Source organism: Blastocatellia bacterium (assembly GCA_035573895.1).
Classification (GTDB): domain Bacteria; phylum Acidobacteriota; class Blastocatellia; order HR10; family HR10; genus DATLZR01.
The window spans coordinates 1-14,069 of sequence record DATLZR010000112.1 but is presented as its reverse complement, the minus strand read 5'-3'; the positions used below and the strand labels follow the sequence as shown (position 1 = coordinate 14,069).

General features: G+C 60.5%; 14 protein-coding genes. 9 read left to right on the top strand and 5 right to left on the bottom strand.

The features are described from left to right. The 4 genes from VNM72_10740 to ndhC form a co-directional block, all read right to left on the bottom strand. Positions 1-746, bottom strand: a 746-nt coding sequence (locus tag VNM72_10740; GenBank protein ID HXF05876.1) for an NADH-quinone oxidoreductase subunit D, incomplete at its 3' end; no start/stop codon positions are given. A 3-nt stretch (positions 747-749) separates the two neighbouring features. Beyond that, complete coding sequence (locus tag VNM72_10735; protein HXF05875.1) at positions 750-1,214, bottom strand: NADH-quinone oxidoreductase subunit C; 465 nt, start codon at positions 1,212-1,214, stop codon at positions 750-752. 96 nt (positions 1,215-1,310) lie between these two features. After that, entirely contained in the window at positions 1,311-1,844 is a 534-nt protein-coding gene (locus VNM72_10730; protein HXF05874.1) for an NADH-quinone oxidoreductase subunit B family protein, read from the bottom strand. 3 nt (positions 1,845-1,847) lie between these two features. Further along, complete coding sequence (gene ndhC / locus VNM72_10725; protein HXF05873.1) at positions 1,848-2,216, bottom strand: NADH-quinone oxidoreductase subunit A; 369 nt, start codon at positions 2,214-2,216, stop codon at positions 1,848-1,850. 247 nt (positions 2,217-2,463) lie between these two features. Here ndhC and rpmE point away from each other — a divergent pair, with 247 nt between their 5' ends. From rpmE to VNM72_10705, 4 genes are all read left to right on the top strand, one after another. Beyond that, the gene (gene rpmE / locus VNM72_10720) at positions 2,464-2,685 is read left to right on the top strand and encodes a 50S ribosomal protein L31 (GenBank protein ID HXF05872.1); all 222 of its coding nucleotides are present in this window, start codon (positions 2,464-2,466) and stop codon (positions 2,683-2,685) included. Positions 2,686-2,913: 228 nt separating this feature from the next. Beyond that, entirely contained in the window at positions 2,914-3,996 is a 1,083-nt protein-coding gene (prfA, locus tag VNM72_10715; GenBank protein HXF05871.1) for a peptide chain release factor 1, read from the top strand. 164 nt (positions 3,997-4,160) lie between these two features. Then, a complete protein-coding gene (locus VNM72_10710; protein HXF05870.1) occupies positions 4,161-5,012 on the top strand; it encodes a hypothetical protein in 852 nt (283 codons plus the stop codon). A 1,377-nt stretch (positions 5,013-6,389) separates the two neighbouring features. Then, complete coding sequence (locus VNM72_10705; GenBank protein ID HXF05869.1) at positions 6,390-7,775, top strand: serine hydrolase; 1,386 nt, start codon at positions 6,390-6,392, stop codon at positions 7,773-7,775. Between the two features lie 124 nt (positions 7,776-7,899). Here VNM72_10705 and pyrF read toward each other — a convergent pair whose 3' ends face one another. Further along, positions 7,900-8,682, bottom strand: coding sequence for an orotidine-5'-phosphate decarboxylase (gene pyrF, locus VNM72_10700; GenBank protein HXF05868.1), 783 nt, complete (start codon positions 8,680-8,682; stop codon positions 7,900-7,902). Between the two features lie 142 nt (positions 8,683-8,824). On the opposite strand from pyrF, the gene VNM72_10695 reads away from it, so the two are divergent. From VNM72_10695 to VNM72_10675, 5 genes are all read left to right on the top strand, one after another. After that, positions 8,825-9,862 (top strand): asparaginase, encoded by a 1,038-nt coding sequence (locus VNM72_10695; GenBank protein HXF05867.1) that lies wholly within the window; start codon positions 8,825-8,827, stop codon positions 9,860-9,862. Then, on the top strand, positions 9,859-10,998 hold the full coding sequence (locus VNM72_10690; protein ID HXF05866.1) for an aminotransferase class V-fold PLP-dependent enzyme: 1,140 nt from the start codon (positions 9,859-9,861) through the stop codon (positions 10,996-10,998). Before VNM72_10695 ends, VNM72_10690 begins: the two co-directional genes overlap by 4 nt. A gap of 15 nt (positions 10,999-11,013) precedes the next feature. Further along, a complete protein-coding gene (locus VNM72_10685; protein ID HXF05865.1) occupies positions 11,014-12,840 on the top strand; it encodes an ABC transporter ATP-binding protein in 1,827 nt (608 codons plus the stop codon). Between the two features lie 3 nt (positions 12,841-12,843). Further along, entirely contained in the window at positions 12,844-13,725 is an 882-nt protein-coding gene (locus VNM72_10680) for a YicC/YloC family endoribonuclease (protein ID HXF05864.1), read from the top strand. Further along, positions 13,715-14,069: guanylate kinase (locus VNM72_10675; GenBank protein HXF05863.1), on the top strand; the 355-nt coding region annotated here is incomplete at its 3' end. The genes VNM72_10680 and VNM72_10675, both read left to right, overlap by 11 nt.

The window sequence follows — 14,069 nt, the reverse complement described above, 5'->3', positions numbered from 1 at the left end:
CCGCTGTAGGGATGCACCCGCCGCAGATCATAAGCCACGCCCGAAGCCCGCAGGCTCGGCCCGGTCACGCCCCAGCGAATCGCCTCTTCGGCCGAGATCCGCCCGACGCCTTCGGTCCTCATGCGGAAGATCGGATTGCGGGTGAGGAGGCGATCAAATTCCTCGATGGCCCGCGGGAAATCCTCACAGAATTCCCGCACGCGCGTGGTGAATCCGTCCGGCAGATCGGCCATCACACCGCCGATGCGGAAATAACTCGGCGTGAGTCGCCCGCCCGAAACCGCTTCAAACAACTGGAGAATCTTCTCGCGCTCGGCAAAGGCATAGAAGAAGAGGCTCATGGCACCGAGGTCGAGTCCGTGCGTTCCGATCCAGACCAGATGGCTGGCGATGCGTTGCAGCTCGGTCATCATCACCCGGATGACCTGCGCCCGTGGAGGAATCTCCACGCCGAGCATCGCTTCGACCGCCAGCACGTATCCGAGATTGTTCCCCATGGCGTTGAGGTAATCGGTGCGGTCGGTGATGGTGATGACGTGCTGATACTTTTTGTACTCGGCGAGCTTCTCCATTCCGGTGTGGAGATAGCCGATGTCGGGACGGGCATCCACGACGCGCTCTCCATCGAGCGTGAGCACCAGGCGCAGCACGCCGTGTGTTGAGGGGTGCTGCGGACCCATGTTGAGCATCATCTGGGAGTCGAGGGGACTCCGCTTGACCTCCAGCAGGACTTCCGATTCCGCCATAGACTATCCTCGATAGCCGCGCAAGGGATAATCCTTGCGCAAGGGGTGCCCATCCCAGTCCTCCGGCATCAGCAACCGGCGCAGATCGGGATGCCCTTCAAACTCCACCCCGAAGAGATCGTACACCTCCCGTTCATACCAATTGGCATTGGGCCAGACCCCGGTGACCGTGGGCGCGCGTTCGCCTTCACGCACGCGAATCTTCAGCCGGAGACGACGATGGTGAGACATCGAGTAGAGATGGTAGACGATCTCAAACCGAGGATCGGCGCTCAGGCCGCGATCCACTCCGCACAGATCGGTGAGCAGGGTATAGCTCAGGGCAGGATCGTCCCGGAGGAATTCAGCGACGGGGACGATGGCCTCCGGCGTCAGAACAATCGTCAATTGGCCCCACGGCTCGCTGATCTCGACAATCTGTGGGCCAAACCGCTCGCGGAGAATTCTCAACTGATCTTCGTTTTCCATGTCCCTGTACTCGCGCCACCGATTCTCCGGTGGCTCAATGCCGGCAGGGGCGCGACAGGAAGGGAGCTTCATCACCTCGCGCGCCCTGCGACCTGATTACCGGACGCCGACCAGATCGTCTTCCCTGACCTCTTCCTGCGCAAGAGCTTTGCGCGCGCGGATCCGCTCGCGTTCGATCTTCTCCTGAAGCTTCATGATGCCGTAGATGAGCATCTCGGGCCGGGGGGGACAGCCGGGAACATAGATGTCCACCGGAATGACTTTGTCAACGCCCTGGACGATGGCGTAGTTGTCAAACATCCCTCCGGCCGAGGCGCAGACGCCCATGGCGATGACCCATTTGGGCTCGGGCATCTGCTCGTAGAGGCGGCGAACTACCGGCGCCATCTTCTGCGAGACGCGACCGGCAACGATCATGACATCCGACTGTCGCGGCGAGCCGCGAAAGACTTCGGCACCAAAGCGAGCGATGTCATTGCGGGAAGCAATCATGGCCATCATCTCGATGGCGCAGCAGGCCAGGCCAAACTGCATGGGCCACAGGGACGATTTTCTCGCCCATTTCACCAGGTCCTCGAACCGGGCGGTGAAGACCTCCGGCGTACCGGGTTTTTCCCACTCTTTGACCATACGTCACCGATTCCAGTCAAACACGCCCTTCTTCCAGGCGTAAATATACGCGACCAGGACGAGGGCGAGAAAAATCATCATCTCGGCGAAAACAAAAACTGGCGAGACGCTCTCGGCCACGTCCCTGAAGACGACACCCCAGGGGATGAGAAAGACGGCCTCAATATCGAACAAGATAAAGATCATGGCGACCAGATAAAACTTCACCGAGAACCGCTCGCGGGCCGAGCCGATGGGATCCTTCCCGCACTCGTAGGGGATGAGCTTCTCTCGCGTGGGACGTCGCGCAGCCAGAAACCGGGGCGCCAGCGCCATGCCCAGGGCAATCCCCGTGGCCAGCACGAACATCACCAGGATTGGAACATATTTCATCGTTTCTCCCATCGCTCGCTCCACCCCATGTAACAAGCGGGAAACTATAGACGAACCCCCCAGGAGTGTCAATCACCGACCATGGACCGAGAGAAAGCGACAATCAGGGCAAACCGACGTACAGCACGCATGCCCGAGGCGACCCCGGGAAGGCAGGCTTCGCCGATGCCGATCAGCCACTCGCTTGACAGAGGACGATGCTGACCGCTATCTTTGGCCTTTGACGGATACCGATAAGGAGGACACAGTGAAGAGCGGCATTCATCCAGAATATGTCGAAGCCATTGTGACCTGCGCCTGTGGTGAGACCTGGCGCACGCGCTCGACCAAACGAGAAATCCACCTGGAAATCTGCTCGGCCTGCCATCCCTTCTTCACCGGGAAACAAAAATATGTGGATAGCGCCGGTCGAGTGGAGCGATTCCAGAAGAAATATCGCGAAAGCAACAAAAAGACGGATAAAGGGTAACGCTCCCCTCCGGGCCACAGGCCGGCCGCACGACCCGACGCCGAAGACTCCTGTGGCTTTTGGTTTTTTCCTGACACTTGTGATGTTGCCGATGGGTGCTTCCGAGAATCGTGGGAAAAAAGGAACTAGCGTCCAGCACATAATGTGCAGGCAGACTCTATCTGAGCACGACCTTTGCTCGATACAACAGGTGGGGGATCGGGCCTCGGAGGTGTGAAAGAGCCAGTCATGTTGGAGAAACTCGACGAACTGGAAGCAAAATATGACGAACTGAGCCGCCAGCTTGCCTCTCCCGAAGTCATTCTGGATCACGGGCGATACCTTAAACTCATCAAGCAGCATCGGGAACTGGAGCCGGTGATCACCACCTACCGCCGCTATCAGGCGCTCCAGAAAGAGATCGCCGCCACCGAGCGATTACTGGAAGAGGAAAGCGATCCCGAGATGAAAGAGCTGGCCCGCGAGGAATTGAGATCGCTCCAGCAGCAGGTGGAACAGTGTGAGAGTGAGCTGAAGCTGCTCTTGCTGCCGCGAGACCCCAACGACGAGCGAAATGTCATTCTGGAAATTCGCGCCGGAACCGGCGGATTGGAAGCGACGCTCTTCGCCTCCGACTTGCTTCGCATGTATACCCGATACGCCGAACGGCAGGGGTGGCGCGTACAACTGCTGTCGGTCTCCGAATCTGACATCGGAGGGATCAAAGAGGCAGTCCTGCTCATTGAGGGCCAGGGAGCATACTCCCGCTTGAAATACGAATCCGGCGTCCATCGGGTGCAACGAGTGCCGGTGACCGAAGCCAGCGGGCGTATTCACACGTCGGCGGCGACGGTGGCCGTTCTCCCGGAAGCCGAAGAGGTGGATGTGAAGATTGACCCCAAGGATCTCCGCATTGATACCTTTTGCTCATCCGGCCATGGGGGCCAATCCGTGAACACCACGTATTCGGCGGTTCGCATCACTCATCTGCCCACGGGCCTGGTCGTTTCATGCCAGGATGAACGGTCGCAAATTAAGAACCGGGAAAAGGCCCTGCGCGTGCTCCGATCTCGATTGCTCGAACTGGAACGACAGAAACAGCACGAGGAGCTGACGACTCAACGTCGTCAGCAGGTCAAAAGCGGTGACCGTAGCGAAAAGATTCGCACCTACAACTTCAAGGAGAATCGCGTCACCGATCATCGCATCGGCCTCACCCTTCACCAACTGGATCGCATCATGGACGGTGACCTCGATGAGCTCATCGAGGCTCTCATTACGTTCTATCAAGCGGAAAAGTTGAAAGAGCAGATGACCGTCGCCTCGTCTTGAGGAGGCGCCGCTCCTAACCAACGATTTCCACACGATGGTGGCGCTCCCCCCCACGATCTTCCCTCGTTCGGCACAATTCTCATCCTTAGTCCTTTTGCGTGGGAGAGAGGGCCAGTGGTGTCCCTCGCGGCTCTATGGCATAATCTTTGTCGAGGCAACGGGCTATGGTGAGAAAGGAGTTTCTGGAATTACTGCGGACGGATTCGGCATTCCGCGAAGAGGTGCGTCGTCAGATTCTAACCGATGATCTGCTCACACTTCCCCAGAAGTTTGACTCGCTCACAGAGCTGGTTGCCGAATCGCTGACGATACTGAAAGAGTTGGTGGGAATCGTCCGAACGCTTGCCGAGGCGCAGCAGCGGACCGAGGCGATCCTTCAGCGTCACGAAGAGCAGATCGGGGAGATCATTGCAACCCAGCAGCGAATTTTTGAAATCCTTCAGCGCCACGAGGAACAGATCGGACAGTTGATCGAAGCCCAGCGGCAGATGGAGGAACAAATTCGGGAGTTGGTTAAAGCTCAGCAGCGAACGGAAGAACAATTGCAGAAACTCGTCCAGTGGCAGCAGGGTGAGATTGGACGGCAGAGGGGACGGGACTATGAACGGGAGATTATCCGTCGCGCCCCCATTCTCTTTCAGGGAGGCGAGGGGGGATCCACCGAAGAGTTCATGGTGCGCCAGCGACTGGCTGAGCAGTTGGCCTCCATTCTCAGCGAGGTTCCCGACGACAAAGATGCTGATCCCTTCCTGGCAGATCTCCTGTGGTGGAAGGGAGACTGTGTGGCCGTCGTGGAGGTCTCGCTTCAGGTCAACGGATATGATGTTCACCGGGCAGCTCAACGAGCGGCCACGTTACGCCGGGCGGGCCTTCACGTTCTGCCCATCGTCATCGGCGAGAGCTGGACCGGAAGCGACGCCCAAGACGCCGCCATCTCCAAGAAAGTGGAGTGGAAAGTCGGATCCGATCTATCCGAGGGTTTCATTGATTTCCGCCGTCGCGCTCCCCGAGGGTGAATCCCCTTGACCCGCTTAAGGCCCGGGACGCTTGGCAGTTATCCCTCGAAGAATTCCCCCGACGCTCGGAACGAGCGGTGAAGACGGGAAGAATCCTCGTGATCAGCATCCGTGGGTGGGGGACTTTATTGTGGGGTCGGCCGAGGGGAGTGAGGCAGCCAGTCAACCTCTCGAAGGAGTGACAGACCCTCGCCCAGAGCGCGAGCCTACTTGCCTTTGCAAAAACCCTCATGAATTGCCTATAAACGGGTTCCGAGATCGGAACCTGTAGATCCGAAATCCGCCCCTCCACCAGTCCGCCATTGGTATAACATCTCGCCTCCTCGGCCCGCACTAGCAGGGGCAAGAATCGAGACCCGGATGAAGGAGAGCAAAATTCCGGGAAACAGTCGCGCCATCCAACGCGAGCTTCCCGGTGGAAGCGACAGATTTCTCGGATCCCTCTGCCACCGCCGTCGCGGGTTCCGGATTTGTTCGTCAACTGACCTGACGTTACGCCCTCCCTCAGGTTCCTCTTGCGACGGTGACGTGGACGACGTAAGAGTCCTGCGACATGTCCTCGGCATCGGCCACGAATGCCAGCGTGCGGGTTGCGCTCCAGCCCAGGTTCTCTTGTGACACCACGGCGGGACTGAGTAAAAACACCTTTCCCCGTTGCCGCCCACTCCAGGCTCTCTTGCGACGCTGGTTCCATCGGTTCCTCAACATACGATGCCGTTGGAGAGACGAAAAAATGCGAGCCCCGGTAAAGGCTCCCCACAACCCGGACTCCGCTGGACTTCGACGTTCAACTCTACACCCTCCGCGTGCACCCCTGTGAGACTATCACACTTGCGCAACGCCGAGAGACGGTGAAAAATTTGGCCCTCTCGGGCGATGTGGGCTTTTTTTGTGGGTTTATGAAGGACCCGCTGATGAAGCGAGGGCTGCGGTGCTGAAGTTATGAAGACCGGGCTTCGCCAACGGATGAAAGGCTTCAGCGGGCGGCGCATCCCCGATCGGTGGCGTGTCTTGCAGGCTCTTTTCGGAGGAGTTGTTCATGACGCGGCAGCGTCGCGGGAATCACTCACGAACTGGACGTTCGCCACGAACGAGGGAACTGAGAGATCTGTGTGGAGCTAGCTCAACGGGCCCGCCGGAGGCGTGCACTTGCAGTGATTTTCACGAGAATCGCCCGTGTGCTCACGCACGCCACAAAGGATGAAAAATAGGTTCGCTAACGGATAAAAAGGGCCAGCTGATGGTTTATCCGCTGGAACCTTTCAGTCTGTTGGGAGATGATTTTCGAGACAGAAACACCTCCCCGGAGCGCGCGCTTCAAGCGTTGGGTTTTGGCAGATGAGATGCGCCGTTTCCGGGACATTTTCGGAGGAGACGATGATGGAAAAGATTGAGACTTTCTCGGCGGAGAAGTTGAATGTGTACGATTCACGTAACGGCTCTGGCACGCAGCGAGGCTCAACGCCAGGTAGGATGAGGGTTTTTCTGAGCGGTCAGGTAGCGGGTGTGGTTCTTCTCGCCCTGCTCCTAGTCGTTGGAATCTTCGCTCGGGGTCATCGTCAGGCGTCCAGGCCGGCACCAACGGAGGTCTATTACCCCGGACCGGGAGACCAATGGGAGCGGCGCACGCCTGAACAGGTGGGGATGGATGCTGATCGTCTCCGGGAAGCCATCGCCTTTGCCCGCGCCCAGGAAACCAAAGCGCCGCGCAATCTGGAACTGGCCCATTACCAGACCTTCGGTCGTGAGCCGTTTGGCGAGGGAATCGGGCCGTTTGCCGAGCGCGGCGAACCGACCGGGATCATTCTCCGTCACGGCTACATTGTCGCCGAGTGGGGCGAGCCGGATCGCGTTGACATGGCCTTCAGTGTCACCAAGAGTTTCCTCTCGACGGTTGTCGGTCTGGCCTATGACCGAGGATTGATCCGCAACCTGCACGACCGTGTGGCCGATGCGATGGCTCCCATTGTCGTTTTTGATCCCGAAGGGCGAAAAGATCGCGCCGAGCGGCTGGGTCAGCCCCACGTCCTCCGCCTCTTTGATACGCCGCATAATCGAAAGATCACCTGGGATCATCTGCTGCGTCAAACGAGCGACTGGGAAGGGACGCTGTGGGGAAAACCCGATTGGGCGGATCGGCCAAGCAGCAATCCCGAGCAGTGGCTCACGCGCCCGCGCCATGAACCGGGCACCGTCTACGAATACAACGATGTCCGGGTGAACGTGCTGGCGCTGGCAGCCCTCAATATCTGGCGGCGCCCGTTGCCGCAGGTGCTCAAGGAATACGTCATGGATCCGATTGGCGCATCCCCCACCTGGCGCTGGTACGGATACGACAATTCCTGGGTGATTATGGATGGTGCCGTCGTGCAATCGGTCAGCGGCGGAGGTCACTGGGGAGGCGGGATGCTGATCAGCGCGCGCGATATGGCACGATTCGGCTATCTTACCCTCCGCCGGGGCCGCTGGAAGGAAAAACAGATCCTCTCCGATCAATGGGTGACGCTCGCGCTCACGCCCACGCCGGCGCAACCGACTTACGGCTTCATGAACTGGTTCCTCAACACAAACCGGCAGCTCTTGCCGAGTGCTCCGGCCTCGGCGTTTGCTCATCTGGGCAACGGAACGAATATGATTTACGTGGACCCGGAGAACGATTTGGTCGTCGTGGTTCGCTGGATCGAGCGTAATGCCCTCGATGGATTCATTCAGCGTGTGCTGGCGTCGCTCGTTCCCTCATCGCCCGCGCGACGGGGAACGTGAGCTTTTGAGCGGGATGCGAGCGGAGACAGCGGGATCGGCGGGATCACCTGCACGTATCGAAGCGAAAGGAGCGCAGCACGTTGGGGGCGGAGAAAAAGGGACGCCGGCGCCTGGAAAACTTCAGCTAGTTCCCCTGGAGATCACTCTCGGCTGTATCAAGATGTCGGTCACAATAGGCGGCGATTTCCGCGAGGATTCTCTCAGCAGCCTGGCGCGGAGTGGGACTCTCCAGGATGGGGCGACCGACGACGAGATAATCCGCTCCGAGGCGCAGGGCGTGCCCCGGTGTGACGATTCGCTGTTGATCGTGCGGGCTGCTGTCGGCGGGGCGAATCCCCGGCACGATGAGAACGAATCGAGGATCGGTGACGCGGGCGCGGATCGCCGGGCATTCGTGTGCTGAGGCCACGACGCCATCCATCCCACAGGAGTAGGCCAGCTCGGCCAGGTCCGCGACAATCTCCTCCGGCGTGCCGCTCAGGTGAATTTTCTTCAGGTCCTCGCGGCCGAGGCTCGTCAGAAGCGTGACGGCGATCAGACGAGGGGGCGTGAGTCCTTCGCCATCGCAAAGATCGTGAACCGCTTCCACTGCCCGGCGCATCATCGTCTCGCCGCCGAGGGCATGAATGGTGAGCATGCGCACACCCAGGCGAGCCGCTTCGACGGCGGCGCCGGCCACCGTGTTGGGAATGTCGTGAAATTTCAGATCGAGGAAGACGCTCTGCCCCCGCGCGACGATGTCTCGCACCAACGTCGGCCCTTCTGCCGTGAAGAGCTGGCTGCCGATTTTGTAGGATCCCACGAGGCCCTCGGTCTCATGAATGAATTCAAGAGCCCGCGCCCGCGTGGGAAGATCGAGGGCGAGGATGAGGCGCGCGGCGGCATCGGCGCGATTGTCCAGAATCATGAGGGGCACTTTATCTCCCCTTTCCCCGGGGCGTCAAGGCGTGCACGGCACTGCCTGGAGGCGAATGATCTCCTTCTTTGCCCGGTCAATCGCGGAGGCGATTTCTTGCGGTTCTCCGGCGCGTTTGATAGTTTTCCTGCCGATGATTGAGACGCCGGTGGTGATCGAGGTTGTTCGGGGATCGGTTGTGGAGTCACGACATCGCGCGATGATCGCTGCGGTGGATCCTGCCGGGCATCGGCTCGTCTCCTTTGGGGACACCACGAGGGTGACCTATTTGCGGTCGGCGGCCAAGCCCTTTCAAGCCATTCCCCTGGTGGCCAGCGGGGCGGCTCGTCATTTTCACCTTGAGCGTCGAGAGCTGGCCGTTATCTGCGGCTCTCACAGCGGGGAACCGATTCACACCGAGGTGGTCGCGGGCATCTTGCAGAAGATCGGTCTGACGGCAGACGCGCTCGGCTGTGGCCTCCATCCGCCGCTTGATAAGGAGACGGCCAAACGCGTGGGCGATGCGGGACTGACCGTGTTGCACCATAATTGTTCGGGCAAGCACGCGGGCATGCTGGCACTGGCTCGCTTTCGACAGCAGGATGTGACGACCTATCTGGATCCGACTCATCCGGTACAGCAAGAGATTCTCGCTACCATCGCGCGCTTTGCCGGGATGGCCCCCGAAGAGATTGCCATTGGCGTGGACGGATGCAGCGCGCCGACGTTTGCTCTTCCGATCGAGCGCATGGCGCTCATGTATGCCCGATTGGTCAATCCCGACATCGTGCCGCTCGATGGCGCTCAGGCCGAAGCGGCCCGCGAGATCGTCCAGGCCATGACCGAACATCCCGAGATGGTTGGGGGAACAAGTCACCGTCTGGATACGCAGTTGATGCAACGTGCGCCCCAGCGATGGGTGGCCAAAGTCGGCGCCGAAGGCGTCTTCACGGTAGGCGTTTTTCCCTCGGTGCGATACCCCCACGGTTTGGGCATCGCCGTGAAGGTCGAAGACGGCGATGATCGGCGGGCGCGGGATGCAACTCTGGTCGAGGTGCTCGATCAACTGGGCTTGCTCACGCCGCCTCTGCGTGAGGCTCTCGCCCCCTGCCGCCAGGTTCCGTTGACGAACCATCGGGGGCTGGTCGTCGGGGAGATTCGGCCCGTCTTTCAGTTGACGATAGGGTTATGAACGAAGCAATTCGCCAGCTCTTTCCCATCACCCGCCGTTACATCTATCTCAATCACGCGGCCGTAGCCCCTCTGCCGCAGCCCTCGGCCGAGGCCATGCACCGGCTCATCGAAGAGGTCGCCCGAACCGGATCGGTTCGATGGAGCGCCTGGATGGCCGAAGTGGAACGAACACGGGCGAAAGTGGCGCAGCTTGTGTCTGCCCGTCCCGAGGAGATCGCCTTCCTCCGCAATACGTCCGAAGGTATTTCCACCATCGCCAACGGATTGAGCTGGCAACCGGGCGATAACGTCGTGACCTGCGCCTGCGAGTTCCCCTCCAATATCTATCCCTGGATGCAACTGGAGCGATACGGCGTCCAGGTTCGGATGGCTCCCGAGCGAGACGGTCGGATAGAGACCGACGAGCTGCTGGCACTCGTAGACGACCGAACGCGCCTGATCGCCGTGAGCTTCGTCCAGTTTGCCAGCGGCTTCCGCATGGACCTGGAACGCATCGGTGACTTCTGTCGGCGGCGCGGCATCTTCTTTTTCGTTGATGCCATTCAAGGTCTCGGCGTCCATCCGTTCGATGTCCGGCGCTACCAGGTTGACGCTTTCGCCGCCGATGGTCATAAATGGTTGCTCGGGCCGGAGGGAGCAGCCGTTCTTTTTCTGGCTGAGCGCGCCTGGGAGAAGGTTCGTCCGACGGTCGTCGGCTGGATGTCGGTCAAGGACTGGGATCGCGTCCTGAGCAGCGAGACGCTTTCCTACCGTCTCGACTATCATGACAGCGCCCGACGCTTCGAGTGCGGTACGCTCAATGCCATTGGTCTGGCGGGGTTGAGTGCCTCGCTCGATCTGCTGCTCACGGTGGGGATCGAGGCGATAGACCGTCACGTCCTGGATCTGGGGACGTTCCTTTGCGAAGCGGCTCAGGCCAAGGGCTACCGGGTGGTCAGTTCGCGGCGGGCGGGAGAAGCCTCCGCCATCATCTGCCTCGCTCATCCCGAGCGACCCGCCGAAGAGATCGTTCGGCGAGTGGAGAAGGAAGGCATCATCGTTTCCGCTCGCTGCGGGCGCGTGCGCGTTGCTCCCCACCTGTACAACACGCGGGATGAGATGGAGGCTCTCGTCGCCGCGCTCCCGGCGGCGTGAACGGACAGGCGGACGATGACCGAATTCGTTCGAGTGCTGCGGTATTTGCGCCCGTCGGCGGGGCTATTGCTGCTGGCCCTCGTGTTAATGAACGTCGTGGCCGTGCTGGAGGGAGCGATTCGGGCTCTGCTCGTGCCCATTTCGGATGGGCTTCTGGCGGCCAGCGGCATGGCTGCGACGCCTCCGGTCGCGCGCAACCTCATTGACTTTCATCGCTATCTTCCGCTCGGGAGCCAGCGAACCTGGATCCTGATTGCCTTCCTGTTGATCTTCTTCACCCTGATCAAGGGCGTGGCCGATTATTTCTCTCAGGTCCTGATGGCACAGATCGGCCAGCGCGCCGTGTTCGATTTGCGCTGTTCGCTCTACGACCATATTCTGCGGCAGTCGGCCCCCTTCTTCTCGACCTATCACACGAATGCGCTGACCTCTCATCTGGTGAGCGATGTCGAGAAGATCGAGCTGGCGGTCTCGCGCACCCTCGCCGATGCGCTGCGGGAATCGTTCACGCTGGTTGTTTTTCTCGTGGCAGTGTTCAAGCTGAACTGGAAGCTGGCGTCGTTCGCGCTGCTTCTGGGGCCGCTCGTCTACCAGGCCACGATCTACTTCGGGCAGCGACTCCGGCGCACGGGAGCGCGCGTGCAAGAAGGGTACCAGGAGATTCTCCACGTCGCTCAGGAGACGATCTCCGGCCACACCGTCGTGAAGGCATTTCACGCTGAGCGGGTGGAATCGGAGCGATTTCGAGCGGCGGCGCGTCGCCTCATGCGATCGGCGTTGAAAGCGGCGCGCTATGCGGCTCTCTCCCCGCCGATTCTGGAATTGCTCGGCGTGGTCGCGGCGGCGGGATTCATCCTCTATGCGCAGCACATCATCGCCCGCCGGGAAATGACGCCGGGCGAATTCTTCGGCTTCCTCTTCTTCCTCTTCAGCCTCTACGATCCCGTGCGCAAGCTGAGTCGGCTTCACAACTCGATGCAGCACGCTCTGGCCGCTGCCGGTCGCGTCTTTCGCCTGCTCGATCATCACACGGAGATCCCGGATCGAGCCGATGCCATCACGCTCGATACGTTCCGCGACCGGATCGAGTTTCGCCACGTCTCCTTCACCTACCACGACGGCGACGAGCCCGTGCTCAAGGACGTGAGCTTCACCGTGCGAGCGGGCGAAATGGTCGCCATCGTAGGATCGAGCGGCGTGGGGAAGACGACGCTGATTAAACTCCTGCCCCGATTTTACGATGTGACATCGGGCGCGATTTACCTCGATGGGGTGGATATTCGGCGGATTCGACTCGAATCGCTCCGGCGCCTGATGGCTCTGGTGACGCAGGATGTGATCCTGTTCCACGACACGGTGCGAAACAACATCGCCTACGGGCGGAGCGATGCCAGCGACGCCGAGATCGAGCAAGCGGCGCGGGCGGCGCTCGCTCATGATTTCATTTGCGATCTGCCCGCGGGCTACGAGACGGTCATCGGCGAGCGCGGCGTGCGTCTGTCCGGCGGCCAGCGCCAGCGCATCGCCATCGCCCGGGCGATATTGAAAAACGCTCCCATCCTCATCCTCGATGAGGCGACCTCAGCCCTCGATGCCGAATCGGAGCTGTATGTGCAACGCGCCCTGGCCAATCTCATGCGGGGACGAACCGTCATCGTCATTGCCCATCGGCTCTCGACGGTGCGTCGGGCCGACCGTTTGATCGTTCTCGATGGAGGGCGCGTCGTCGAACAGGGAACGCATGACGAATTGCTGGCGCGGGGAGGGCTCTATCGTCGCCTCTACGAGCTTCAATTCGCCGATGACGAATCGGTGCCCCTTGAGCGGTCTCATCCGAGGTGATCCATGCTCACGAGCATGACCGGTTACGGAAGTGCGACCTATGAAGGAGAGGAAGGCTCGCTCCGGGTGGTGGCATCGAGCGTCAACCACCGCTTTCTGGAGCTGCAACTGCGCCTGCCCGAAGGATGGCAGGCGCTCGAACCGCGCATTCGGCGGAAGGTGCAGGCTCTCTGTCAGCGCGGACGCATCACGGTGAGCGTCGAATACGAGCGACCGGCTCAAGCGGCGGTGGTCGGGATCAATCGAGAGAAGATCGCCGCGTACATCGCCTGGCTCCGGCAAATCAAGGAGGATTTTTCTCTCGCCGGAGAGGTGGATCTCCATGTGCTGGCGGCCTTCCCCGATGTGTTGCATCCGGCGAGCGCGGCGGCGACACCGCTGACCGAGACCCTGGCCGAGCGGGTCGAAGCCACCGTCCAGTGCGCTCTCCGGGCGATGATCGAGATGCGGCAGGCCGAAGGCCGCGAACTCGAACATGATATGCACAAGCGGCTCGACATCCTGGAGCGATGCCTGAACGAGATCGAAGCTGATGCCCGCTCCCTCACCGAGCACTACCGGCAGAAATTGCTCGATCGCCTCGATGCCCTGAAAGGAACTCTCTCGCTCGATCCCACGCGATTGGCCCAGGAGGTCGTCTTCCTGGCCAGTCGCGCCGACATCAGCGAAGAGATCGTCCGGGTGAGAAGCCACCTCCAACACTATCGTTCTCTTCTTCGGGCGGAAGAGGCGGTGGGCAAGAAGCTGGACTTCCTGCTCCAAGAGATGAATCGCGAGGTCAACACGATCCTGTCAAAAGCCGGTGAACTGACGATCTGCTCCGCCGCTTTGCAGATGAAGGCGGAGATCGAGAAATTGCGCGAGCAGGCGCAAAATGTCGAATGAGCGAGGACTCCTGTTCGTCGTGTCGGGACCCTCGGGCGCGGGAAAGACGACGCTCGTGGCGGCGGTCGTGGAATCCACCCCGCGATTGAAATATTCAGTCTCCTACACGACCCGCCCGCGTCGGGAAAACGAAGTGGAGGGGCGCGACTACTTCTTCGTCAGCGAGGAGGAATTTGATGGGATGCGTCGGGCCGGAGAGTTCATCGAGTGGGCCGAGGTCTACGGCTTTCGCTACGGCCGCTCGCGGCGACAAATGGAGCAAGAGCTGACGTCCGGCCACGACCTCATCCTGAGCATTGACGTTCAGGGAGCAGCGACGCTCAAGCGACTTATGCCCGAGGCGG

Coding starts and splice junctions, on each gene's coding strand:
- pyrF (HXF05868.1), bottom strand. CDS start 8,682: ATGATTCTGGACAATCGCGCCGATGCCGCCGCGCGCCTCATCCTCGCC.
- VNM72_10735 (HXF05875.1), bottom strand. CDS start 1,214: ATGGAAAACGAAGATCAGTTGAGAATTCTCCGCGAGCGGTTTGGCCCA.
- VNM72_10730 (HXF05874.1), bottom strand. CDS start 1,844: ATGGTCAAAGAGTGGGAAAAACCCGGTACGCCGGAGGTCTTCACCGCC.
- VNM72_10695 (HXF05867.1), top strand. CDS start 8,825: ATGATTGAGACGCCGGTGGTGATCGAGGTTGTTCGGGGATCGGTTGTG.
- ndhC (HXF05873.1), bottom strand. CDS start 2,216: ATGAAATATGTTCCAATCCTGGTGATGTTCGTGCTGGCCACGGGGATT.
- VNM72_10690 (HXF05866.1), top strand. CDS start 9,859: ATGAACGAAGCAATTCGCCAGCTCTTTCCCATCACCCGCCGTTACATC.
- VNM72_10710 (HXF05870.1), top strand. CDS start 4,161: ATGGTGAGAAAGGAGTTTCTGGAATTACTGCGGACGGATTCGGCATTC.
- prfA (HXF05871.1), top strand. CDS start 2,914: ATGTTGGAGAAACTCGACGAACTGGAAGCAAAATATGACGAACTGAGC.
- VNM72_10685 (HXF05865.1), top strand. CDS start 11,014: ATGACCGAATTCGTTCGAGTGCTGCGGTATTTGCGCCCGTCGGCGGGG.
- VNM72_10705 (HXF05869.1), top strand. CDS start 6,390: ATGATGGAAAAGATTGAGACTTTCTCGGCGGAGAAGTTGAATGTGTAC.
- VNM72_10680 (HXF05864.1), top strand. CDS start 12,844: ATGCTCACGAGCATGACCGGTTACGGAAGTGCGACCTATGAAGGAGAG.